This window comes from Methylobacterium sp. Gmos1 (assembly GCF_053764715.1).
This window is the reverse complement of sequence record NZ_JBSNCC010000002.1, coordinates 576,847-597,709: the sequence shown is the minus strand read 5'-3', so window position 1 is coordinate 597,709 and position 20,863 is coordinate 576,847. Positions and strand designations below refer to the sequence as shown.

The window sequence follows — 20,863 nt, the reverse complement described above, 5'->3', positions numbered from 1 at the left end:
ATCGTGGCAAGCCCGGGTCCCGGTCAAGACTTTCTTCATCCCTCCACAGGTCGCGGGCTAAGCAGACTTGCGTTGGCAGACCAACGCTTCGTCCGCCTAGGTTCTTGTTTTACCGCAGATTTTTGGCGCCGAACCGGCAACCACTTCGGCGAAATCTGCTTAGCCGCGCCAGCCAAACGGCGTCAGATCCCCGGCAGGCCCGGCCAGGCGGCCACGCAGGCGACGGAGGCCGCCGCGACGTCGAACAACCCGTCGACCCCCTCGCGCCAGAGCGAGAACATCGTCGGCGGGCTCAGCGCCAGGACGGCGTGGACCTCCCGGCCGCCGAGGGGGAGTTCGGCGCCGAGGCGCCGGGCGAGCGCCCGCATCCGCCGGTTGCCGGGCAGGCAGCGCAGGTGCAGCCGGCGCGTGCCGCCGTTGCGGGCGGCCTCGGCGAGGCGCGCGCCGAGGGCGGCGCCGAGACCGCGGCCGCGATGGCCGGGCGCCACCGTGAAGGCGATCTCGGCCTCGCCCTTGGCGCCCGCGGGTCGCAATTCGCCGACGCCCCGCAGGGCTCCGTCCATGAAGGCGCCGAAGATCTGGCCCTCGGCGGCGACCGCATGCGCGGCGTAGGACGCCGCCCGGGCCTCGCTCACCGCGCCCATGAAGCGGTCGAAGCGGGATTCCGGGTCGAGGCTCTGGAACAGCGACACGACCGCGTCGCGGTCGCTCGACCACAGGCGCCGCACCAGGGCGCCGGCAGGATGTCGGGTAGGCTGGAGGCGATCTTGCATTCTCGAGGTGTGCTCCGGACAGGTGCGGAACGGTCTCGAGCGTTTCCCCGTCCCGGTCGGCGACCGGGATTGTGCAATGCAGCAGATAGGCGTGCCGTTCCGCTTCGGCACGTCACGGCGGCCGTGCCGCCGGCGCATGCGTCCGCCATGATCCGACCGCATTGCCGGGACCTGCGCGCATTGCACGGGCCGCGCCCGCGCGATAAGCCCCGCCGGTGACCCAAAGCCCCGCTTCCCCCGCCCGCGGCCCGGTCGCCGCCCGCTACGACGCCCTGGTCGAGTCGGGGGCGATCGAGCGCGATCCCGCCCAGACCGGCCTCGTCGCCCGCCTCGACGGGGTGATCCGCGACCTCGCCGAGGTGCCGCCGCCGGCGGGTCCCGGACTCTTCGGCCGGCTGTTCGGACGCCAGCCGGAGCCGGTCGCCGGCCCGCGCGGCCTCTACGTCTGGGGTCTCGTCGGCCGCGGCAAGACCATGCTGATGGACCTCTTCCACGAGGCGGCGCCGGGTTCGAAGCGCCGGGTGCACTTCCACGCCTTCATGGGCGACGTGCACGAGCGCATCCACCGCCACCGCCAGGCGGTGAAGCAGGGCACGGCGCGGGGCGACGACCCGATCGCGCCGGTGGCCGAGGCGCTGGCGGCGGAGGCGCGGCTCCTCTGCTTCGACGAGTTCACCGTCACCGACATCGCCGACGCGATGATCCTCGGGCGGCTGTTCACCGCGCTGTTTTCCCGCGGCGTCGTGATGGTGGCGACCTCGAACGTCGAGCCCGACCGGCTCTACGAGGGCGGGTTGAACCGCGCCCTGTTCCTGCCCTTCATCGAGCAGCTGAAGGAGCGTGTCGCGGTGGTGCGGCTCGACTCGCGCACCGATTTCCGCCTCGAGAAACTCGGCGGCAGCCCGGTCTACCACGTGCCGGCGGACGAGGCGGCGCAGGCCGCGCTCACCGGCGCCTTCCGGGCGCTGTCGGGCGAGCCGCAGGGCCGGCCGACGACGATCCAGGTCAAGGGCCACGACGTGGCGATCCCCGAGGCCGCCGGCGGCGTCGCCCGCTTCACCTTCGCGGATCTCTGCGCCCGGCCGCTCGGCGCCGCCGACTACCTGGCGCTGGCTGAGCGCTTCCACACCGTGATCGTCGAGAACATCCCGGTGATGGACATGCCCCAGAGGAACGAGGCCAAGCGCTTCATCATCCTGGTCGACGCGCTCTACGACACCCGCACCAAGCTTCTGGCCTCGGCGGCGGCCGAGCCGACCGGGCTCTACCTCGCCGATTCCGGCCGCGAGGCGTTCGAGTTCGAGCGCACGGTCTCGCGCCTGATCGAGATGCGATCGGAGGAATATCTCGCCCTGCCGCACGGCCGGCCGGATTCGGAGGCCTCGGGCAGCACGACGGGGCTGGTCGAGACGTGATCCTGTCGCCTCGCCGCGTCGTCAGCCATTCGAGCCTGGGTCAGGTTCGGCATCGCGAAGGCCCGGTCGTCGCGCGAAACACGGAGAAATCGAAGAACCAGGGCAAACTCCGCCGCAACGCGACACCACATTCCTGACGGCCGAGACGACGCCGGGGTAGATCCGGGATCCGCAGAGACGCCGCGTGTCCAAGCGTCCGCTCAGGCGACGCGCCGGAGCCGGTGGGCGTGGGACGGCGCCAGGGCCGGTGCGCCGCCGGGTTCCGCCCGCTGCACGCGCTGGAGCCAGTCGAGGGCGCTGCGGGCGGCCTCCTCGGCGCGGCGCGCGCGGGCGTCCGCCGCCTCGAGCATCACGACGGCCCGCGCCTCGGCGGCGCGGGCGGCGTCCTCCGCCGCGAGCGCCCTCGCCTCCGCCGCGTGGGTTCTCGCTTCCGCCGCGCGCACCCGCGACTCGACCTGATTCTCCCGCGCGGCGGCCTCGTCGAGGCGCTTGTGGGCGCTGCGCAGCAGGATCTGGGCCCGCCGCTCGCGCTGCCGAAGCTCCGTCTCGGCCTCGCCGGGGCCGGACGCGGCCTTGCGGACATGCGCGATCAGCGCGTCCCAGTCCCGCGGCCGGGCGGCGGCGTTGGCCGGCGTCGGGCCCTTGCCCGCACCGATCGACTGGAGCACACCGCCGAGATTCGCGACGAAGCTCCGCTCAAATCGGTCGCACTCGGTGCCCGGCTGCGTCGCGCGAATGCTCTGGAAGACGTCGAGCCCCATGGCGTGTGTCCCGTCGGCCTGGTCGGGCCATGGATGAGTATCAAGGCCGACAATCGCTCATTACGGTTAATTCGCGCTTAAGCGGGGCGCGCGAAACCGCGGTCCGGAACTGTGACCCTGGGGCAGACTTCGACCCAGAGACTGGGGCGTCACGGCGGTATCACGTCCGGAATCCGGGCATCGCGCTGCGTGGATACTGGACCGGACCATCATTCGACTGCACGCGGCGGCGCGCGTGCTCCAGCGGCACCACCGGCCGGGAATCGGTCCGCTTGCCATCCTTCGACATTGACGCTGTCCGGTGCGCCGGCCTACGCCCTCGTGTCATGCGCGTGAACCCACCGGCACGGTCGATCGGTCGCGCGACCATCGCGGTGGTCGCGCTCTACGCGCTGTGCCTGCAGGTCCTGCTCGGCGCCCTTGCCCCCGTGCCGGCGCAAGCTGCCCCGGGCGCGGTGATCTGCCATTACGAGGGGGCGGACGGCGTCCCGCAGGGCGGCACCCACTGCGCCCTCGCCTGCTGCGTCGCGGCCCATCCCGTCGCGCTCGCAGGCCCGCTCCTCCTCGCCTTCCACCTCGCCTGGGACCGCCCGGGCGTCGCCGAGCGCATACCTCCCGCCGCCGACGAGCGCCCGGCCCGCGCGCCGCCCGCCGCGAGCGCCAGCCCACGAGGACCGCCGCAGGCCTGATCGACCGCTTACGCCCGCCTCGATCAGTCAGCCTTCCGCGGATTCTCGCCCCATGCCCGTCTCCTCCGCCCCCGCCCCGGGGCGCGCTCCCTTGCGCGATGCCCTGCATCGCGCGGTGTGGCGCTGGCACTTCTATGCCGGCCTCCTCTGCCTGCCGTTCCTGGTCCTCCTGTCGGTGACCGGGTCGGTCTACCTGTTCAAGGACGAGATCAACCGCAAGCTGTTTGCCCACCGCACCGTCGTGCCGGTGCGCGCGACGGCGCCGCTCTCGCCCGAGCGGCTGGTCTTCATCGCCGCCGACGCGGTGCCGGACGCCCAGCCCACGACCTATGCCAGCCCGGAGGCGCCCGACCGCGCGGCGGTGGTCACGATGGCGGGCCCGACGGGCAAAACCCTCGTCTACCTCGACCCCTATGACGGCGCCGTCCTCGACCGGGTCGGACGCAGCGAGGAGGCGATGATGGTGGTGCGCCGGCTGCACAGCCTGGCGTATTTCGGACCGGTGGCGAACGGCCTGATCGAGGTCGTGGCCGGCTTCACGCTGATCCTGGTCCTGAGCGGGATCTACCTGTGGTGGCCGCGCGGCCGAAAGGGCGGACAAGGCGGCGGAGTGGTCTCGGTGCGGGGCACGCCGGCGCGGCGGGTGTGGTGGCGCGACCTGCACGCCGTCACCGGTTTCGTCGCCGGGGCCGGCCTGTTCTTCCTCGCCGCCACCGGCCTGCCGTGGTCGATCCTGTGGGGCGACCAGATCCGGGCGGTGTCGAACCGGGCCGGGCTCGGCCAGCCGAACGCGCTCTGGGCCGGGGTGCCGGTCTCGACGGTGCCGGTGGGCGCGGTGCTCGACCAGACCGGCTGGGCGCTCGAGGCCGCGCCGCTGCCGCGCTCGGACATCCGCGACGGCGTGCCGATCGGCATCGACCGGGCGGCCGAGATCCTGACCGATCTCGGCATGCCGGCGGGCTACGAGCTGGCGCTGCCGGAGGGGCCGACCGGCGTCTACGCCGCTGCCGCCTATCCGCGCGACGTCACCCGCCAGCGGATGATCTCCCTCGACCAGTATAGCGGCCGGCCGCTGGTGAACGTCCGGTTTGCCGACATCGGGATCGTCGGGCGCGGGATCCAGTACGGGATCGGGCTGCACAAGGGCGAGGTCGCCGGGCGGCTCAACCAGTTCCTGATGCTGGCCTTCTGCCTCGCCACGATCCTGCTCGCCGTCACCGCCGCAGTGATGTGGTGGAAGCGCCGCCCCGCGGGCCGCCTCGGCGTGCCGGCCTGGCCCGACGACCGCCGGGCGGTCGGCGCCGTCACCGGCCTCGTCGCCGCGATGGGGATCCTGTTCCCGCTCACCGGGCTCGCGATCCTGGCGATGATCGCCCTCGACGCCGCCGGGCTCGGCCTGCGGCGGAGCCTCCGGCGGCCGGCGGCCGCCTGACGCGAACCCTTGCCGGCGCCCACGCGCCGCCCCGCTTTCCGACGAGACGTCCGATGCCGCCCCTCCCCGGTTCCGGCCTGCGCCCGCGCGCGCTCGCCCTCCTCCTCACCCTGATCCCCGGCGCCGCCCTGGCGCAGGAGACCATCGCCCTCGACGAGATCTCGGTCGCCGGCGCCGGCCCGCCCGGTCCCGCCTTCGGCGTCGCCGCCCCGCCGGGCTCGGCCCCGAGCGTGATCGAGCGCCCGGTCGGCGAGATCGTGACGGCGATCGGCCGGCAGGACGTGATCGCCGACCGCCCGGCGACCAGCGTCGGCCAGGTCCTGGTCAACAGCCCCGGCGTCAGCGTGCGTCAGGGCAACGGCCCGCGCGACGTGGTGGTGTCGATCCGCGGCAACAACGCCCGCTCGACCGGCGTCATCAAGAACATGGTGGTGCTGGAGGACGGCTTCGTCGTCACCCAGGCCGACGGCGCCTCGCGCTTCGACCTCGCCGATCCGCGGGCCTATTCGCGCATCGACGTCTTCCGCGGGCCGCAATCCCCGCTGTTCGGCAACTACGCCACCGGCGGCGCGCTCGCCTTCCGCACGCGCACCGGGCGCGAGATCGACGGCTACGAGATCGGCGTCGATGCCGGCAGCTTCGGCTACCTCAACCACTACTTCACCGTCGGGGGAGTGAGCGGTCCCTACGAGGTCAGCCTGTTCGCCAGCGATTTCCGCCTGAACGGCTTCCAGGACCACGCCAGCGCCAACACCCAGACCGTCAACCTGCTGGCGAGCTACACCCCGACACCGGACAACCGCTTCACCCTGAAGGTCGTCAACAACCTCGTCGACGTCGACCTGCCCGCCCGCTCGTCGCTGGCGCAGTACCGGATCAACCCCTACCAGCGCGGCTGCGCCAGCGCCGCCACGGCGGCGGCGGGCTGCACCACCTTCAACCTGTTCCGCAACGGCGCCTTCGGCGCCATCGTGCCGGTGACGGCGGACGAGGGCGCCTTCGGCCGCAACGACCGCCGCACGCTGATCGCCGCGCGCTGGGAGCACGACATCGACGCCGACACCACCTGGCGCACCCAGGTCGGCTTCGACGAGCGCAACTTCGACCAGCCGTTCTACACCTCGTCCTCGCGCGGCAGCTATCCGTCCTACACCGTCCTGTCGGACATCACGCACCGCACGCAAGCCTTCGGCCTGCCGGTCGTCGGCTACGCGGCTTTGTCCTACAGCGCCATCGACAACCACATCGCGCTCTACAACCGCGCACCCTATGGCGGGCCCCGGCTCGGGGCGCTCACCAGCAACCAGGAGGCTGTGCAGTCGAACCTCGGCGGCCGGGCCCGGGCCGAGGTCGCGCTCTCCGAGCAATGGACCGGGGTCGTCGGCGTCTCGGCCGAGAATACCTGGCTCAAGGGCCGGACCCTCACCTACGGCTACTCGGCGAGCGGCACGACGCAGGCCCTGGCCGACATCGATCGCAGCTTCCTCAACGTCGCGCCGGAGCTGGCGCTGGTCTACCGGCCCGACGCGGCATGGGCGTTCCGCGGCCGCGTCGCCACCGGCTACGCCACCCCCGCGGCGAGCCTGCTGTTCGTGACCCCGGCCGGCGTGCCCGGCAACAACACAGACCTGCGCACCCAGACCAATCTCGGCTTCGACCTCGGGGCCGACTGGTCGCCCCTGCCCGACCTGCGCCTGAGCCTGACCGGCTTCTACGAGTTCTTCCGCAACGAGTTCGTCACCCAGTCGCCGGGGGCGGGTCTCCTGAGCTACACCTTCAACGCCCCGGCCTCGGAGCATCGCGGCATCGAGGCGGGGGCCGAGTGGGCGTTCTCGCCGGGCTGGCGCGCCTTCGCGGCCTACGGCCTCAACGACCAGTTCTACACCCGCTACGTCGAGCAGCTGAGCGCCGGATCCCTGACCGCGCGGTTCGACCGGGCGGGCCGCCTGATCCCGGGCGTGCCGGCCCACCAGCTCCTCGCCCGCATCGGCTATGACCAGCCGACAGGACCGCTGAAGGGTCTCGGCGCCTTCGTCGAGGCGGTCTACCAGGACGGCTTCTTCCTCGACAACGCCAACCTGCTGCGGGCGCCGGGCTACGCGATCCTCAACGCCAACGTCCACTACGACACCGACCTCGTCGGAGCCTACGCCAAGCGCCTCAGCCTCTACGTCGAGGTGCGCAACCTGCTGAACACGACCTACATCGCCTCGGCCCAGCCGCTGGCGAACTCGATCAGCGCGGTGACCGGGTTGCAGAACGGGGCCGGCGTGCTCGCCACCACTACCGGCTCGATCTTCGCCGGCGCGCCGCGGAGCGTCGTCGGGGGGATGAAGCTGGCGTTCTGAGCGCCGCCCGGACGAAGCCGGCGCCCGCGGCGCCGGTGCGGAGACGCAGGGCCGCTGCCCTGCTCGCCCGTCCGGCGGCATTCCTTATCCAGTCCCCGCCTTTACCCGGACAAAAAATACCTACGCAGCGTCAGGCCTAATGCATCAAGTCATTGCATAATCAAACAATCTCATGTTTCCAAATTTTTCTAATTGTAACAGTAAAAAAGCGGCGATAGACAGCCTTCGACCCATCGCACAGTCTGAAACTGCGGGCGCGACCAGACCCGCGACAGACAGAGAACGGCATCATGAAGAAGCTCGACGTCAAGGCCCTCGGCTCCGTCGCGGGTGGCTGCTGCCTGCCTGCCTGCCCGCCGCCCTGCCCCCCGCCGGCCCCGGCCTGCCCGCCGCCGGCCTCGACCTGCTGCAGCGCCAAGTCGCGCGTCTGCTGAGGCAAGTCGCGCGTCTGCTGAGGACGCCGCGGGTCTACCGACCCCGCCGGACCGCGGGGCCGCAGCAAGATGCGCACCGCGCGATCCACGATGCCGGGCCGGCCTCGCCCGGCATCGCTCCAAGAGGAGAAATCCCCGCTCCCGCGCAGGATACCGGGATCGCGGGTTCGTCCCGGCACAACCCACCCGGGCGGGGCCCTGGCTGGCGGTAGGCGCGGCGCCCGCCGGCCCTCGTGCCGGGAGCCGCCGACGCTGTTCTCCGATGCCGGCCAAGCCTGCGGGCCGGGACTTCTACGCCGCGAGTTCGTCCTTCACGAAGCGTCCGTCGATCATGATTGCCCGCAGGTGCCGGCCCTGGCCGGTGAGGAGCGAGAGGTCGGCGAGCGGATCGCCGTCGACCACGATGAGGTCGGCGAAGGCGCCCGGCGCCACCACGCCGACCTTGCCCTCCTGACGCACGACCTTGGCGGCATTGACCGTGGCCGAGCGGATCACCTCGATCGCCGGCAGGCAGCGGCCGCGGATCACGAATTCCTCCGACTGGTGCCGGTGCATCTCGCCGAGGAGATCGGTGCCGTAGGCCATCATCACGCCGGCATCGCGCAGGGTCTCGAGGGCGGACAGCCCCGCCTCGCGCACGTCCTCGATCTTGGCGACCGAGGCCGGCGGCAGGCCCAAGCTCGCGCCCTCCTTCGCGAGCGCGTCGAAGGTGACGTTGGTCGGCACCACGTAGGCACCCTTCTCGCGGATCAGCCGCGCGGTCTCGGGGCTCACCAGGTTGCCGTGCTCGACCGAGATCACCCCGTTTTCCACCGCCCGGCGGATCGCCGCGTCGGTGTAGAGGTGGGCGGCGACATAGGTCTGGGCGTTGTTCGCCTCCTCGACGATCGCCCTGAGCTCCTCGACCGAGTAGCCGAGGAAGGCGATCGGGTCGGTCGGCGAGGACACGCCGCCATTGGCCATGATCTTGATGAAGTCGGCCCCGGCCTTGATCTCCTCCCGTGCCACCCGGCGCACCGCGTCGACCCCGTCGCAGACCCGGCCCATGGCGCCGAGCTTGGTCCCGTAATGGCTCACGTCGCGGGCGTGGTAGCGGCCGCGATAATCGGTGTGGCCGCCGGTCTGCGACAGCGCCTTGCCGCAAATGACGAGGCGCGGGCCGTCGATCAGGCCTTCACGCACCGCCATGACCAGCCCGTGATCGGCGCCGCCGAGGTCGCGCACAGTGGTGAAGCCGCGCATCAGCATCCCGCGCATGATCTTCGCGGTGCGGAGTGCCACCAGCGAATCCGGCAGCTCGGCATTGGCGCCGAGATCGGGGATCGTCGCGATGACGTGGACGTGGCAGTCGATCAGGCCCGGCATCAGCGTGCGGCCCTTGAGATCGATCACCCGCGCCGATGAGGCGGTCAGCGGCCGGTCCGAGACCTCCCGGATGGTGCCGCCCTCGACCAGCACGTCGGTTCCGTCGAGCGCGGTGTCGTGGCGGCCGTCGAGGACCCTAGCGTTGCGGAACAGGACGAGGTCGGCGCTCATGCGGGCGGTCCCTTCTTCGTGCGGCGCGGCCCTGGGGATGGGCGCGTGAGGAGGCGACCGCACACTGGACAGCGATAAAAAAACAGGCAAGCTTGTTTTTTTATCAGGCGGACAGCCCCCGGAGGATCGGTGACGCAGGCCGGACGGCAGCCCCAGGCGCGCAGCCTCGCGACCCGCGAGCGGCTGGTGCGCGCGACGATCGACGAGATCCACGCGGTCGGCTACCACGCCGCGACGACGCACCGGATCGCCGAGCGGGCGCAGGTCTCCCGCGGGGCGCTACTGCACCACTTCCCCGCCCGGGCCGACCTGGTGCAGGCGGCGCTCGAGACCCTGCTCGACGACGGCACCGCGGCGATCCGGTCGGTGTCGCAGGACGTGCGCTCGGGGGCGCTTCCGCTCGCCGACTTCGTCGAGTTCCTGTGGCCGCTCTTCTCCGGCCGGTTCTTCCTGGTCTCGCTGGAGCTCATCAGCGAATCCCGCACCGACGCGGCCTTGCGCGACAGCCTGATCCCGGTGGTGCAGCGCTTCCACGCCGCCCTCGACGCGATCTGGGTCGAGTTCTGCGACGCCGAATCCCGGCCGCCTCGGGAGGCCCGGATCATTCTCAACCTGACCGTCAACCTGATGCGCGGCATGGGCGTGCAGACGGTGCTGCGGCCCGATCCCGAGTATTTTCGCGATCTGATAGAGGCCTGGAAGGCGGTGCTGCCGCAGCTCATCGCCGGCCAGGCGGGCGACGCCGCCTTCGCCGGCCCGCGCTTCCGCGAGGCCGTGGCGTGACGACCCGAGCGCCTTGGCACCCCTCTTGCCAACATCCCCGCGCCGCCCGGGCCGGGACCCGCCTTGCCAAAGGGGTGGAAACCTGTCCTACAAATAGATCAGCTGTCGTCACCTCGAAGCCGTGAGCCGCATGCGCGCCGCCACCCTCTCCCCCGCCGGGCCCGGCCTTCCGGCCCGGCTCGGCCGCCTCGCCGTCCTGGCGGCGGTCGTGCTGGCCTACGCGGTCGTGTTCGCGCCGATCGTCATGGTGGTCGTCACCTCGTTCTTCGACCAGGAGATCGTCACCTTCCCGCCCGACGGGCTCACCTGGCGCTGGTACCTCAACGCCTGGGCGCAGCGCGACTTCGCCCGCGGCTTCCTCACCTCGCTCCAGATCGCCCTCATGGCCACGGCGATCGGCGTGCCGCTCGGCACCGCCGCGGCGCTGGCGCTGGTGCGGGGACGCATCCCGGGCCGCGGGCTTATCAGCACCTTCCTGCTCGCCCCGCTCGCGGTGCCGGCGATCGTCGCGGGGTCGGCCCTCTACATGTTCTATCTCAGGGCCGAGGACTGGCTCGACACCGACATCAAGGCGACGCTGGGCGGGCTCGTGGCCGCCAACGTCCTCATCACGATTCCCTGGACGGTGCGCCTCGTCACCGCGAGCCTCGCCGGGCTCGACCGCGCGGCGGAGGAGGCGGCGGCCAATCTCGGCGCGAAGCCCTTCACGGTGTTTGCCCGCATCACCCTGCCGATGCTGCGGCCCGGCATCGTGGCCGCCGCCCTGTTCTCCTTCGTGGCGAGCTTCGAGAACCTCGAACTCAACCTCCTCCTCGTCGGCCCGGGGCGCACCACGCTGCCGGTCGCCATGCTGAGCTACCTGGAATTCCGAATGGACCCGACCCTGGCCGCCGTCGCGACCGCGCAGATCCTGATGGTGACGATCCTGATGCTGGTCACCGACCGGTTCGTGAAGCTGTCGCGGATCGTCTGATGGGCACCCTTCAGCTCGACGGCGTCACCAAGCGCTACGGCGAGGCGACCGCGGTCGCCGGCGTCGACCTCGACATCCGCCAGGGCGAGCTGGTGGCGCTGCTGGGCCCCTCCGGCTGCGGCAAGACCACGACGCTCAGGATGGTCGCGGGCTTCATCGAGCCCACCGCCGGTCGCGTCGTCATCGGCGGGCGCGACGTGACGCGGCTGCCACCCTATGCCCGCGACACCGGCATGGTGTTCCAGTCCTACGCCCTGTTCCCGCACATGAGCGTCGCCGACAATGTCGGCTTCGGGCTGGAGATGCGGAAGGTGGGGCGGGCGGAGCGCGACCGGCGCATCGCCGAGGCCCTGCGGCTGGTGCGCCTCGACGCGCTCGCCGACCGGCTGCCGCGCCAGCTCTCCGGCGGGCAGCAGCAGCGCGTGGCGCTCGCCCGGGCGCTCGTCGTGAGCCCGGCGGTGTTCCTCCTCGACGAGCCCCTGTCGAACCTCGACGCCAAGCTGCGCTCCGAGGTCGGCCTCGAGATCCGCGAGTTGCAGACCCGGCTCGGGCTGACCACCCTGATGGTCACCCACGACCAGGACGAGGCCTTGGCCATGGCCGACCGGCTGGTGGTGATGGAGCACGGCCGCGTGCTCCAGGTCGGCAGCGCCGAAGACCTCTACGAGCGCCCGGCCAACACCTTCGTCGCCGGCTTCGTCGGCCGCTGCAACCTGCTCGACGGCGCGCGCGAGGGCGCCGACGTGTTTCGGCTGGCGAGCGGTGCGGCGGTGCCCTGCGCGCCCGACGCGACCGCCCGGGATGGCCTGCTGGCGATCCGGCCCGAGCGGATCGCGGTCGTGCCCGATCCCGCCGGCACCGGCCGCCTGCGGGCCGTGACCTATCTCGGCGCCCGCACCGAGTACCACCTCGATCTCGCCGGCGAGGCGCTCGTCGCGGTGAGCCTGACGCCGCTGCCCGACGATCCCCGCCGCGGCCTCGCGGCCGGCGACCCCGTCCGCATCACCTGGACCCCCGACGCCGCCCGCGTCATCCCCCGCGCCGACGCCGCAAGCGTCGTCCCCGTAGCCTGAGAGCCCCGCCCGATGATCACCCGCCGCTCCCTGATCGCCAGCACCGCCGCCCTCGGGCTTGCCGGCACGCTTCCCGCCCGGGCCCAGTCCTCCTCGATCGTCGTCGGCACCTGGGGCGGCGATTACGGTGCGTTGCTCCAGCAGAACATCGACGTGCCGCTGATGAAGCCGCAGGGCATCGAGGTGTCGCAGGACATCGCCAACCAGGACCCGCGCCGCACCAAGCTGATCGCCGAGCGCACCAGCCGCCGCGCCAGCATGGACGTCGCCTGCATCAACGACATCGACAGCTACATGCTGAGCCAGCTCGGCGTGCTGGAGACGGTGCCGGCCGCCGAGGTGCCGCGGCTGTCGCAGGTGATCGACGTCTTCAGGAAGCCGCACTCGATCCCGCACATCTACTCGGCGCTGGTCGTGCTCTACAACCCGAGCAAGGTCACGACCCCGCCGACCCGCTACGCCGACATCTTCGACCCGAAGTACAAGGGCCGGGTCGGCTTCTCGGACATCCTGTGGAACTTCAACATGGCCGGCGCCAATATCGGCGCCGGCGGCACGCCGACGGACTTCAGCAAGGGCCAGGCGGCGCTGATGGACCTGAAGAAGCTCTCCCCGAAGGTCTATCCCTCGAACGAGACGCTGGCCGCGGCGCTCAAGTCCGAGGAGGTGTGGATCTCGCTGATGTGGCTCGCCCGCGGCTTCATGTGGAAGCAGGCCGGCATCCCGGTCGCGATGGCGATCCCCGAGGAGGGCGCGCTGCCGATCCTGTTCGAGGCCGGCGTGCCGAAGAACTCGCGCGCCAAGGACGGCGCCTTCAAGTACCTGAACGCCATGCTCGACCCGAGCGCCCAGGTCGCCTTCGCCCAGAAGATGGGCTACGTGCCGACGGTCAAGGACGCCAAGCTGCCCGACGATCTGGCGAGGCAGATCAGCCTGACGGAAGCCCAGCAGGCCAAGCTCCGCCCCCTCGACTACGCGACGATGCAGGCGCAGCAGGCGGCGTTCACGGATTTCTGGAACAAGGACTTCAAGGGGTAGGCCTTCTGCTTCAGGGCTTTCTGACCATTCCCGAGACAAGTCTGGCGCGGGTCTCCCCTCTCCAGGCGATGCCGGGCTTGCCCGGTATCGCTGCAAGGTGTGGGAGAGGGGATCCCGCGCCTGATTCTGGTCCGAGAGTTCCTCGGACAGGCTTCCTCATTCCGAGCCCGCGCGGCCCCGGGATGACCCTGTGAGGTGGAGAGGTGAGGGCCAAACCCCATTCGCCAGCCATCAAAGAATTCGCAATCCGAAGGTCCACCGTGTTCGCCCTCATCCTGCCGGCCGTTCTCGTCGTCGCCGCGCTGCTGGTCGGCCCGATGGTGCTGCTCGCGCGCATCTCGCTCAACCAGTACAGCGCGACGCAGCTGATGATCGAGGCGACCACGGCGCAGAACTACCTCGCCGCCGTCTCCGACCCGTACTATCGCGGCGTGATGGGCACGACACTCCTCATGGCCTTCGCCTGCACGGCGCTGACCCTGGCGCTCGGCTTCCCGGCGGCCTACCGGCTCGCCCGGATGGAGAGCCGCTGGAAGAGCCTCGTCACCGTCCTCACCCTGATTCCGCTGCTGGTCGGCAATGTCGTGCGCGCCGCGGGCTGGCTCGGGTTGCTCGGCAATGACGGGCTCATCAACGCGAGCTTGCGCGGCCTCGGCGTGATCTCGCAGCCGCTGCAACTGATCTACACCCCGGGCGCGGTGGCGATCGGGACGGTCGCGGTGGTGCTGCCCTACATGATCCTGACCCTGTCCTCGGTGATCGAGAGCATCCCGCGGGCGGTCGAGGAGGCGGCGGCCAATCTCGGCGCCAGCGGCTTCACGGTGTTTCGCCGGGTGGTGTGGCCGCTGGCGCTGCCCGGCACGGTGGCGGGCTGCGTCCTCGTCTTCATCCTGTGCATGAACACCTACGCGACCGCGGTGCTGCTCGGCGGCTCGCAGTTCAAGATGATGGCGCCGGCCGTCTACGACCAGTTCTCGCGCGGCATGAACTGGCCGTTCGGCGCGGCGCTCGCCTTCATCCTGCTCGCCGCGACCCTGGTGCTGACGGTGCTCGGCACCGCGCTCCTCGGCCGCCGCTATGCCCGCTAATGCCAAAAACAAGACGGGAGGACACCATGACAGAAACCCCCATCCTCGCCGGCAACGAGCTCGCCGCCGAGCGGGCCAAGGCCGGCCAGCCGCCCCTGGTGCCGTCGACCTCCCGCGACCGCGGGATCGGGCCGCACAGGCGCCTGGTGCTGCGCGGCGCCACCGTCATCGACGGCACCGGCGCGCCGCCGATCGGCCCGACCGACATCGTGGTCGAGAACGGCCGCATCGTGCAGCTGAAGAAGGTCACCGGCAACCTCGCGACGAACGCCAACCGCCCGGCTCCCGGCGACCACGAGATCGATTGCCGGGGGAAATGGGTGACGCCCGGCTTCGTCGATTGCCACGCGCACGCGGGCGTCGCCTATCATGCCGCCAACGGCTGGGTGCCGCCGGTCGAGTACGTCTACAAGCTCTGGCTCGCCCACGGCGTGACGACCGTGCGCGAGATGGGCTCGTTCAACGGCCTCGACTGGATGCTCGACCAGAAGAAGCGCGCGGAAGCCAACGAGATCGCGGCGCCGCGGCTCCTCGCCTACAGCTACTTCCCGGCCGTCAACGACATGCTGAAGCTGATCCACACGCCGGACGAGGGGCGGGCGTGGCTCAGAAAGCTCAAGGAGCGCGGCGCCGACGGGGTGAAGTTCTTCGGGGCCCCGCCCGCGATCATGGAGGCGGCGCTGGACGAATGCGGCAAGCTCGGGCTCCGGTCCGGCTGCCACCACGCCCAGATGGCGGTGACGCGGATGAACGCGCTCACCACCGCCGGCTGGGGCCTGACCAGCGCCGAGCACTATTACGGCCTGCCCGAGGCGCTGTTCGAGGACCGGGTGGTGCAGAACTTCCCGCTCGATTACGACTACAACGACGAGTATTTCCGCTTCTCGGTCTCCGGGCAGATGTTCCGCCAGGGCGCGGAGCCGGGCTCCAGAAAGTGGAACGAGACCCTGGAGCGGTTCCTGGAGCTCGGCTTCACCTTCGTGCCGACCTTCACGATCTACGACGCCAACCGCGACCTGATGCGGGCGCGCCAGGCCGACTGGCACAAGGAGTACACCTGGAAGTCGATGTGGGACTACTTCACGCCGCAGCGCGGCGGCCACGGCTCGTACTGGTATCGCTGGTCGACCCAGAACGAGATCGAGTGGAAGGAGAACTACCGGCTCTGGATGGCCTTCATCAACGAGTACAAGAACCGCGGCGGCCGGGTCTGCGCCGGCTCGGATTCGGGGTTCATCTACCAGATCTTCGGCTTCGGCTACATCCGCGAGCTGGAGCTGTTGCAGGAGGCGGGCTTCCACCCGCTGGAGGTGGTGCGCGCCGCGACCTCGCAAGGCGCCGCCCTGTGCGGGCTCGAGGACGAGATCGGCACGGTCGAGGTCGGCAAGCGCGCCGACCTGCTCGTCCACGACCACAACCCGCTCACCGACTTCAAGCTGCTCTACGGCACCGGCGCGCTGCGCCTCGACGAGGCGACGAACGGCGCCACCTGGCACCGGGGCCTGAAATACACGATCAAGGACGGGGTGATCTACGACACCGCCGAGCTGCTCGCCGACGTGCGCGCGCTGGTCAAGGCGACCTGGGACGAGGCGGTGCCGGCGAAGTACGCGGCCCCGCAACAGGCGGCGCCGTGAGCGACGTCCTCGACTTCGTCGTCCTCACCGGCTTCCTCGGCTCGGGGAAGACGACGCTCTTGCGCGATTACCTCGGCCTCCCCGAGGCGGCCGACACCGCGATCATCGTCAACGAGGCCGGCGAGATCGGCCTCGACGGGCTGATCCTGCGCGAGAGCGGGGGTGACGTGCCGATGACGATGCTGGCGAATGGCTGCGTCTGCTGCCAGATGACCAGCGACCTCGCCCGCACCGTCGAGGCGCTGCTCGCCGCCGAGCGGCCGGAGGCGTCGGGGCCGCTCAGACGGATCGTGCTGGAGACGAGCGGCCTGTCGAAGCCCGGCCCGGTCCTGCGGCAGCTCGCGAGCCTCGCCGGGTTCCCGATGCGGGTCTCGGTGCTGGCCACCTACGACGCGCTGCGCGGGCCCGAGACCGGAGGGTTCGAGGAGGCCGCGGCGCAATGGGCCGCGGCCCACCGCATCGTCCTGACCAAGCTCGACGCCGCGCCGCACGATCGCCTCCCGCAGGCGAGAGCCGAGATCGCGGGCCTGAACCCGCTCGCCGAGATCGTGGCCGGTCCCGACCGCGCTGCCGCAGTCGCGGCGGCCTTCGCGCCCCTGCCCGGCGCCGGCCTCGATCCGGTCCTTCTCCAGGCCGAGCCCGCCGGCACCCATCCCCGTGTCGCGGTCTGGCTCGCCCGGCCCGTCGCCCCCCTCCCCTACGACGATCTCGCGGCCTGGCTCGACAACCTCGCCGGCCATCTCGGCGAGCGCCTGCTGCGGCTCAAGGGCCTGGTGCGGGTCGTCGAGGCGGACCGGCCCTTGCTGGTCGAGAGCGTCGGCACGCTGTTCTCGCGTCCGCGGCCCTTCGGCCGGCCCGAGGAAGGCGCGGCGCCGTTCGTGGTGGTGATCGCCCGCGATCTGGCGGCGGGGGAACTGGAGGGCGTGACGCCCGCCGGTCTGTTCCGCTTCACGCCGCGGGTGCCGGACAACCCGTTCGTGCGGGCGGGGGCGGGGGTGCCGCGGGCGGAGGTGGTGCGGGGTTGAGAGACTGAACGACGAACGTCGACGAGTCGAACCGCGTTTCCTTGATCTCCGCCAATAAAAATAAAACGCGGGATCCCCTCTCCCGTTTGGGAGAGGGGTAGGGGTGAGGGTGGCTCGGGATCAGGGTAAGTCACAGACCGTCGAGCTGCGCAGCTCGACGGTCACAGCTTTATACTGAAGCGTAGCACCCTCACCCCCGGCCCCTCTCCCACTCGGGAGAGGGGAGACGTGCTTTATCTTCGCAGGAGCAGATCAGGCGGAGACAATATCACTCCCCCGCCGGGTAATCCGCCCCGCGGCTCACCGCCTCCGACGCCTCGATCTCCTTCAGCCGCGCCCGCAGCCGTTCGGTCACCGCCTTGAAGCCGAAGGCACCGAGCACCAGGTGGCGCGGCGGCGACGCACTCTCGGTCAGCCGGATCATCGCCTCGGCGGCGCGGACCGGGTCGCCGGCCTGGGTGCCGCTGATCTCCGCGGTGGCCTTCATGCGGGCGCCGGCGGTCTCGGCGTAGTCGGCGATGCGGCTCACGGTCTGCACCAGCGAGCGGCCGGCCCAGTCGGTGCGGAACGGCCCCGGCTCGACGCAGGTGACCCGTATTCCCAGGGGCCCGACTTCCGCCGCCAGCGCGTCCGACCAGCCCTCGACCGCGTGCTTGGTCGCCGCGTAGTAGCCCGAGCCGGGAAACCCGATCAGCCCGGCGACCGAGGTGATGTTGATGACGTGCCCACTCTTCTGAGCGCGCATCACCGGCAGCACCGCGCGGGTGAGGGCGAAGAGCCCGAACACGTTGGCGTCGAACTGGGCGCGGATCTTGTCCTCCTCGCCCTCCTCGACCGGGGCCTGGTAGCCGTAACCGGCATTGTTGACGAGGACGTCGATGCGGCCGAACCGATCGCGCGCCTGCGCCACCGCCGCGGTGACCTGATCGGACTTCGTCACGTCGAGGGGGAGCGCCAGGGTCCGGTCCTCCGCCCCGGCGGCGAGGTCGGCGACGCGGGCGGCGTCACGGGCCGTCACAACCGCGCGCCAGCCGCGGGCGAGGACGAGCCGGGCGAGTTCGCGGCCGAAGCCGGTGGAGCAGCCGGTGATGAGCCAGACGGGCGTCGATGTCTGCGTCATGTCGGAAATTCCCGCAGAGGCGGCCGGGCGACGGCCGATCGTCGGCACCATCGCGGGACACGCGGCGCGGGTTCCGCCGGAACGGCCGCCCCACCCGCCGGTTAAAGCCAAGTTGTCGGAACCTCCGCCCCGACCGGGGCCAGCAGACGCGAGCGAGCATGACCGCGCCGGCCGTGACGTCCCCCGAGAGAGAGCCGTTCTGGTCGGCGTTGTTCACCGACCGGCGGATCGCGCCGGCGCTCGGCCTCGGCTTCACCTCCGGCATCCCGTTCCTGCTCGTCTACGGAACGCAGGCCGCGTGGCTCTCCGACGCCGGGATCTCGATCGCCCTGATCGGGCTCCTGAGCGAGATGACGCTGGCCTACAAGTTCAAGTTCCTGTGGGCGCCGTTCCTCGACCGCTACGACCCGCCGCTCCTCGGGGCGCGCCTCGGCCGGCGGCGCGGCTGGATCGTGGTGGCGCAAGCGGCCGTCATGGCGATGCTCGCCGGCATCGCCTTCGGCGACCCGGCGCACTGGCTCGCCTGGACGATCGCCTTCTCGGTGGCGCTGGGATTTGCCGGCGCGACCCTCGACCTCGTCATCGACGGCTGGCGCATCACCAGCGTGCGGCCGCCCGAGAAGCAGGCGGTGCTGTCCTCCTGGACCGAGATCGGCTGGCGCATCGGCAACCTCGCGGCGGGCGCCGGCGCGCTGCTGCTCGCCGACCGGATCGGCTGGCGCGGCGCCTACCTCGTCATGGGCGCGCTGATGCTGGTCGGCATGGTCGCCGCCGTGTTCGCCCCCGAGCCGCCCTCGGACAAGGCGCCCCGTCCGCCCCGCGCCGGCCTCGTCGACACGGTCTGGGCGCCGATCCGCGACCTTCTCTCCCGCCTCGGCCCGATGGCGCCGGTAATCCTGCTGCTGGTCGCGGGCTTTCGCATGCCGGGCTACGTCGCGACCGCGATGGCGGTGCCGCTGTTCAAGCACCAAGGCTTCTCCAACACCGACATCGCCACCGTCACCAAGCTGTTCGGCTTCTGGATCGGCCTCGGCGGCACCTTCCTCGCCGGCGCGCTGATCCCGCGGATCGGCATGCTGCCGAGCCTCCTCATCGGCACCGTCGCGGCCTCGGCCTCGCATCTGAGCCTCGCCTACCTGGCGGCGCATGGCGGCGACGGCGGCCAGGCCTTCTGGACCTTCGCCGTCACCGTCGGCATCGACGGCTTCGCCTACGCCTTCGCGTCGGTGGTGCTCATCACCTACATGTCGACGCTGGCCTCGACCGAGCACGCGGCGAGCCAGTTCGGGCTCCTGACCTCGCTCTGCGCCTTTCCCGGCAGCGTGCTCGCCGGCTTCTCCGGCTTCATCGTCGAGCGGACGGGATTTCCCCTGTTCTTCGTCCTGACCTCGCTCATCGGCGTGCCGGTGGCGCTGCTCGCCGTCTACGTCTGGGCCAAGGTCGGCATCTCCGACGAGGCGCCGGCGAAACCCTGAACCCGGGTCAGGCGGTGCCGGGGATGCGGGCGATCGCCTTGATCTCGAAGTCGAAGCCCGCGAGCCAGGTCACGCCGACCGCAGTCCAGTTCGGATAGGGCGCCTCCCCGATCACGCTGTCGCGCACCCGCATCACCGCGTCGAACTGCGCCGCCGGGTCGGTGTGGAAGGTCGTCACGTCGACGACGTCGTCGAAGGTGCAGCCCGCCGCCGCGAGCACAGCCGCGAGCCGCGCGAAGGCGAGCGCGACCTGCGCCTCGAAATCGGGCTCCGGCGAGCCGTCCTCGCGGCTGCCGACCTGGCCGGAGACGAACAGCAGGTCGCCGGAGCGGATCGCCGCCGAGTAGCGGTGCTTGTCGTAGAGGGCCTGCCGGCCGGGCGGGAAGACGGCGTCGCGCTTCGGGTGAACCTGGGCCATGGATCGCTGCCTCGAATTGAGATACGGAACGTATGCGAAAGAGCATGGATACGCGCCGTATGTCAATTCGCATACGTGACGTATGTCGAGGAATGGAGGGGCGGGGTGGCCGGGCGACGCGCGCAGATGATGGAGGAGACGCGGGAGAAGCTGATCCAGGCCGCCCGAACGGCCTTCGCCGAGAAGGGCTTCGCGGCCGCCTCGATGGACGATCTGACCGCCGCGGCCGGGCTGACGCGGGGCGCGCTCTATCACAATTTCGGCGACAAGAAGGGGCTGCTCCAGGCGGTGATCGAGCGGATCGACGCCGAGATGGCGGCCCGCCTTCGCGTCGTCGGCGAGCGGGCCTCCGATCCCTGGCGCGGCCTCCTCGACGAGTACCGGGCCTATATCGAGATGGCGCTGGAGCCGGAGATCCAGCGCATCCTGCTCCTCGACGGCCCGGCGGTGCTGGGTGACCCGTCGCTGTGGCCGAGCCAGAATGCCTGCCTCGCCGAGACGACCCGGCGCATCCGGGCCCTCGTCGCCGACGGGGCGATCCCCCCGGTGGACGCGGAGGCCGCCGCGCGGCTCCTCAACGGCGCCTCCCTGCACGCCGCCCTCTGGGTCGCGGCGTCGGAGGCGCCGGAGGCGACGCTGGCGAAGGCGCTCGACGCGTTCGGGCGGCTGGCGGAGGGGTTGGCGCGGGCTTGAGCCCAACTTGACACCCGCCCCCGCGCCCCGCACTGTCCCCGGCTCCCAGGGGGGCCTCGCGAGGAGGCTGAGATTCCGCCGGTCCGGACCCGTCCGGGCGCCGCGGTGACCCTATGAACCTGATCCGGGTCATGCCGGCGTAGGGATGCGGG

The 20,863-nt window shown here is 71.2% G+C and carries 19 protein-coding genes and 1 riboswitch; of the genes, 14 read left to right on the top strand and 5 right to left on the bottom strand.

Going from position 1 to position 20,863, the window contains the following annotated elements; genetic code table 11:
- Window positions 1-182: 182 nt before the first annotated feature.
- Entirely contained in the window at window positions 183-773 is a 591-nt protein-coding gene (locus ACS5PV_RS05960; RefSeq protein ID WP_455394413.1) for an N-acetyltransferase family protein, read from the bottom strand.
- 215 nt (window positions 774-988) lie between these two features.
- On the opposite strand from ACS5PV_RS05960, the gene zapE reads away from it, so the two are divergent.
- Window positions 989-2,188, top strand: a complete 1,200-nt coding sequence (gene zapE, locus ACS5PV_RS05955; protein WP_455394412.1) for a cell division protein ZapE — start codon at window positions 989-991, stop codon at window positions 2,186-2,188.
- A 200-nt stretch (window positions 2,189-2,388) separates the two neighbouring features.
- Here zapE and ACS5PV_RS05950 read toward each other — a convergent pair whose 3' ends face one another.
- A complete protein-coding gene (locus ACS5PV_RS05950) occupies window positions 2,389-2,949 on the bottom strand; it encodes a hypothetical protein (RefSeq protein WP_455394411.1) in 561 nt (186 codons plus the stop codon).
- A 332-nt stretch (window positions 2,950-3,281) separates the two neighbouring features.
- Between ACS5PV_RS05950 and ACS5PV_RS05945 the strand changes: the two genes are divergently transcribed.
- The 4 genes from ACS5PV_RS05945 (at window position 3,282) to ACS5PV_RS05930 (ending at window position 7,852) form a co-directional block, all read left to right on the top strand.
- Window positions 3,282-3,638, top strand: coding sequence for a hypothetical protein (locus ACS5PV_RS05945; RefSeq protein ID WP_455394410.1), 357 nt, complete (start codon window positions 3,282-3,284; stop codon window positions 3,636-3,638).
- A gap of 52 nt (window positions 3,639-3,690) precedes the next feature.
- Window positions 3,691-5,070: a PepSY-associated TM helix domain-containing protein gene (locus ACS5PV_RS05940; RefSeq protein ID WP_455394409.1), complete on the top strand. Its 1,380-nt coding sequence runs from the start codon at window positions 3,691-3,693 to the stop codon at window positions 5,068-5,070.
- 53 nt (window positions 5,071-5,123) lie between these two features.
- Window positions 5,124-7,418: a TonB-dependent receptor family protein gene (locus ACS5PV_RS05935; protein ID WP_455394408.1), complete on the top strand. Its 2,295-nt coding sequence runs from the start codon at window positions 5,124-5,126 to the stop codon at window positions 7,416-7,418.
- Between the two features lie 290 nt (window positions 7,419-7,708).
- The gene (locus tag ACS5PV_RS05930; RefSeq protein ID WP_455394407.1) at window positions 7,709-7,852 is read left to right on the top strand and encodes a hypothetical protein; all 144 of its coding nucleotides are present in this window, start codon (window positions 7,709-7,711) and stop codon (window positions 7,850-7,852) included.
- A 291-nt stretch (window positions 7,853-8,143) separates the two neighbouring features.
- On the opposite strand, the gene ACS5PV_RS05925 is transcribed toward ACS5PV_RS05930, so the two are convergent.
- A complete protein-coding gene (locus ACS5PV_RS05925) occupies window positions 8,144-9,388 on the bottom strand; it encodes an amidohydrolase family protein (protein WP_455394406.1) in 1,245 nt (414 codons plus the stop codon).
- 129 nt (window positions 9,389-9,517) lie between these two features.
- Between ACS5PV_RS05925 and ACS5PV_RS05920 the strand changes: the two genes are divergently transcribed.
- The 7 genes from ACS5PV_RS05920 to ACS5PV_RS05890 all read left to right on the top strand — a co-directional run bounded on the left by ACS5PV_RS05920 (window position 9,518) and on the right by ACS5PV_RS05890 (window position 17,005).
- Window positions 9,518-10,171, top strand: a complete 654-nt coding sequence (locus ACS5PV_RS05920) for a TetR/AcrR family transcriptional regulator (RefSeq protein WP_455394405.1) — start codon at window positions 9,518-9,520, stop codon at window positions 10,169-10,171.
- Window positions 10,172-10,301: 130 nt separating this feature from the next.
- Window positions 10,302-11,144 carry an ABC transporter permease gene (locus ACS5PV_RS05915; protein ID WP_455394404.1) on the top strand — a complete coding sequence of 281 codons (843 nt, stop codon included), beginning with the start codon at window positions 10,302-10,304 and terminating at the stop codon, window positions 11,142-11,144.
- Window positions 11,144-12,217, top strand: a complete 1,074-nt coding sequence (locus ACS5PV_RS05910) for an ABC transporter ATP-binding protein (RefSeq protein ID WP_455394403.1) — start codon at window positions 11,144-11,146, stop codon at window positions 12,215-12,217. Before ACS5PV_RS05915 ends, ACS5PV_RS05910 begins: the two co-directional genes overlap by 1 nt.
- A 12-nt stretch (window positions 12,218-12,229) precedes the next feature.
- On the top strand, window positions 12,230-13,255 hold the full coding sequence (locus ACS5PV_RS05905) for an extracellular solute-binding protein (protein ID WP_455394402.1): 1,026 nt from the start codon (window positions 12,230-12,232) through the stop codon (window positions 13,253-13,255).
- 260 nt (window positions 13,256-13,515) lie between these two features.
- A complete protein-coding gene (locus ACS5PV_RS05900) occupies window positions 13,516-14,343 on the top strand; it encodes an ABC transporter permease (RefSeq protein ID WP_455394401.1) in 828 nt (275 codons plus the stop codon).
- Between the two features lie 26 nt (window positions 14,344-14,369).
- Window positions 14,370-15,980: an amidohydrolase family protein gene (locus tag ACS5PV_RS05895; protein WP_455394400.1), complete on the top strand. Its 1,611-nt coding sequence runs from the start codon at window positions 14,370-14,372 to the stop codon at window positions 15,978-15,980.
- Complete coding sequence (locus tag ACS5PV_RS05890; protein ID WP_455394399.1) at window positions 15,977-17,005, top strand: CobW family GTP-binding protein; 1,029 nt, start codon at window positions 15,977-15,979, stop codon at window positions 17,003-17,005. The genes ACS5PV_RS05895 and ACS5PV_RS05890 overlap by 4 nt, the downstream gene beginning before the upstream one ends.
- 268 nt (window positions 17,006-17,273) lie before the next feature.
- Here ACS5PV_RS05890 and ACS5PV_RS05885 read toward each other — a convergent pair whose 3' ends face one another.
- Window positions 17,274-18,125, bottom strand: coding sequence for an oxidoreductase (locus tag ACS5PV_RS05885; RefSeq protein ID WP_455394398.1), 852 nt, complete (start codon window positions 18,123-18,125; stop codon window positions 17,274-17,276).
- 158 nt (window positions 18,126-18,283) lie between these two features.
- Here ACS5PV_RS05885 and ACS5PV_RS05880 point away from each other — a divergent pair, with 158 nt between their 5' ends.
- Entirely contained in the window at window positions 18,284-19,600 is a 1,317-nt protein-coding gene (locus tag ACS5PV_RS05880; protein WP_455394397.1) for an AmpG family muropeptide MFS transporter, read from the top strand.
- 7 nt (window positions 19,601-19,607) lie between these two features.
- Here the strand turns inward: ACS5PV_RS05880 and ACS5PV_RS05875 are convergent, their stop codons facing one another.
- A complete protein-coding gene (locus tag ACS5PV_RS05875) occupies window positions 19,608-20,018 on the bottom strand; it encodes a RidA family protein (RefSeq protein WP_455394396.1) in 411 nt (136 codons plus the stop codon).
- Between the two features lie 126 nt (window positions 20,019-20,144).
- On the opposite strand from ACS5PV_RS05875, the gene ACS5PV_RS05870 reads away from it, so the two are divergent.
- On the top strand, window positions 20,145-20,711 hold the full coding sequence (locus ACS5PV_RS05870) for a TetR/AcrR family transcriptional regulator (protein WP_455394464.1): 567 nt from the start codon (window positions 20,145-20,147) through the stop codon (window positions 20,709-20,711).
- A gap of 47 nt (window positions 20,712-20,758) precedes the next feature.
- Window positions 20,759-20,857: riboswitch (TPP riboswitch) on the top strand.
- Window positions 20,858-20,863 lie beyond the last annotated feature (6 nt).

Bases quoted from the DNA above. Each gene is read 5' to 3' on its own strand.
- ACS5PV_RS05905 (WP_455394402.1), top strand. From the start codon at position 12,230: ATGATCACCCGCCGCTCCCTGATCGCCAGCACCGCCGCCCTCGGGCTT.
- ACS5PV_RS05940 (WP_455394409.1), top strand. From the start codon at position 3,691: ATGCCCGTCTCCTCCGCCCCCGCCCCGGGGCGCGCTCCCTTGCGCGAT.
- ACS5PV_RS05950 (WP_455394411.1), bottom strand. From the start codon at position 2,949: ATGGGGCTCGACGTCTTCCAGAGCATTCGCGCGACGCAGCCGGGCACC.
- ACS5PV_RS05910 (WP_455394403.1), top strand. From the start codon at position 11,144: ATGGGCACCCTTCAGCTCGACGGCGTCACCAAGCGCTACGGCGAGGCG.
- ACS5PV_RS05870 (WP_455394464.1), top strand. From the start codon at position 20,145: ATGATGGAGGAGACGCGGGAGAAGCTGATCCAGGCCGCCCGAACGGCC.
- ACS5PV_RS05930 (WP_455394407.1), top strand. From the start codon at position 7,709: ATGAAGAAGCTCGACGTCAAGGCCCTCGGCTCCGTCGCGGGTGGCTGC.
- ACS5PV_RS05895 (WP_455394400.1), top strand. From the start codon at position 14,370: ATGACAGAAACCCCCATCCTCGCCGGCAACGAGCTCGCCGCCGAGCGG.
- ACS5PV_RS05880 (WP_455394397.1), top strand. From the start codon at position 18,284: ATGACCGCGCCGGCCGTGACGTCCCCCGAGAGAGAGCCGTTCTGGTCG.
- ACS5PV_RS05935 (WP_455394408.1), top strand. From the start codon at position 5,124: ATGCCGCCCCTCCCCGGTTCCGGCCTGCGCCCGCGCGCGCTCGCCCTC.
- ACS5PV_RS05875 (WP_455394396.1), bottom strand. From the start codon at position 20,018: ATGGCCCAGGTTCACCCGAAGCGCGACGCCGTCTTCCCGCCCGGCCGG.
- ACS5PV_RS05885 (WP_455394398.1), bottom strand. From the start codon at position 18,125: ATGACGCAGACATCGACGCCCGTCTGGCTCATCACCGGCTGCTCCACC.
- ACS5PV_RS05915 (WP_455394404.1), top strand. From the start codon at position 10,302: ATGCGCGCCGCCACCCTCTCCCCCGCCGGGCCCGGCCTTCCGGCCCGG.
- ACS5PV_RS05925 (WP_455394406.1), bottom strand. From the start codon at position 9,388: ATGAGCGCCGACCTCGTCCTGTTCCGCAACGCTAGGGTCCTCGACGGC.
- ACS5PV_RS05960 (WP_455394413.1), bottom strand. From the start codon at position 773: ATGCAAGATCGCCTCCAGCCTACCCGACATCCTGCCGGCGCCCTGGTG.